Annotated in this window: 1 rRNA gene (cut by a window edge); it reads right to left on the reverse strand. The window is 52.8% G+C overall.

Annotated features, from left to right (window positions below):
• Positions 1-1,449: ribosomal RNA gene (locus PND65_RS09440) — 16S ribosomal RNA — on the reverse strand (it extends 193 nt beyond the left edge of the window).
• Positions 1,450-1,554: the final 105 nt, after the last annotated feature.

The raw sequence follows: 1,554 nt of genomic DNA on the forward strand, positions 1-1,554 counted from the left end.
TGGGTTATGCCACCGGCTTCGGGTATTACCAACTCCCATGGTTTGACGGGCGGTGTGTACAAGGCCCGAGAACGTATTCACCGCGACATGCTGATTCGCGATTACTAGCGATTCCAACTTCATGAAGTCGGGTTGCAGACTTCAATCCGAACTGAGACGCACTTTGCGAGATTCGCCTGCCCTCACGGGTTCGCTGCTCTTTGTATGCGCCATTGTAGTACGTGTGTAGCCCAGGCCATAAGGGGCATGATGATTTGACGTCATCCCCACCTTCCTCCGGTTTGTCACCGGCAGTCTGATATGAGTCCTCATCTTACTGGTAGTAACATATCACAAGGGTTGCGCTCGTTGCGGGACTTAACCCAACATCTCACGACACGAGCTGACGACAACCATGCACCACCTGTCACCGGGATAGCCTCCGGCGTATCTCTACGCCCTTGCCCGGGATGTCAAGGCCTGGTAAGGTTCTTCGCGTTGCTTCGAATTAAACCACATACTCCACCGCTTGTGCGGGCCCCCGTCAATTCCTTTGAGTTTCACACTTGCGTGCATACTCCCCAGGCGGAGAACTTATTGCGTTAACTGCAGCACTGAGTTATTCCCCCAACACTTAGTTCTCATCGTTTACGGCGTGGACTACTAGGGTATCTAATCCTATTTGCTCCCCACGCTTTCGTGCTTCAGCGTCAGTTGCAGACCAGGCGACCGCCTTCGCCACTGGTGTTCTTCCATATATCTACGCATTTTACCGCTACACATGGAGTTCCATCGCCCTCTTCTGCACTCCAGCCCGCCAGTTTCCAAAGCGTACGACAGTTGAGCTGCCGGCTTTGACTCCAGACTTAACGGGCCGCCTACGCACCCTTTACGCCCAATCATTCCGGATAACGCTCGCCACCTACGTATTACCGCGGCTGCTGGCACGTAGTTAGCCGTGACTTTCTGGCGAGATACCATCACCCACGGATCATTCCCTATCCGTGTCGTTTTTCTCTCGCAACAGAGCTTTACAATCCGAAGACCGTCTTCACTCACGCGGCATTGCTCGTTCAGGGTTCCCCCCATTGACGAAAATTCCCTACTGCTGCCTCCCGTAGGAGTTTGGGCCGTGTCTCAGTCCCAATGTGGCCGTTCGCCCTCTCAGGTCGGCTATGCATCGTCGCCTTGGTGGGCCGTTACCTCACCAACTAGCTAATGCACCGCAGGTCCATCCATGTTCAGGGCCGTAGCCCCTTTAATAGAAAGTTCATGCGATCTCTCTACCTATCCGGTTTTAGCACCCGTTTCCAGGCGTTGTCCCGGGCACATGGGCAGGTTACCTACGTGTTACTCACCCGTTCGCCACTGACTTCAGGAAAAGCAAGCTTTCCCTTCGGTCCGTTCGACTTGCATGTATTAGGCATGCCGCCAGCGTTCATCCTGAGCCAGGATCAAACTCTCCATTTGATTTTAGCTCACGATGTCATCTGACATCGATTGTTTCTTCTTTCCAGAATTGACGTTTCGTTCTTGGTTTCTTCTATTCTGTTCGGTTTTCAAAGATCTCTTTTT

It is taken from the genome of Faecalitalea cylindroides (assembly GCF_028321995.1).
GTDB classification, from domain to species: Bacteria; Bacillota_I; Bacilli_A; order Erysipelotrichales; family Erysipelotrichaceae; genus Faecalitalea; species Faecalitalea cylindroides.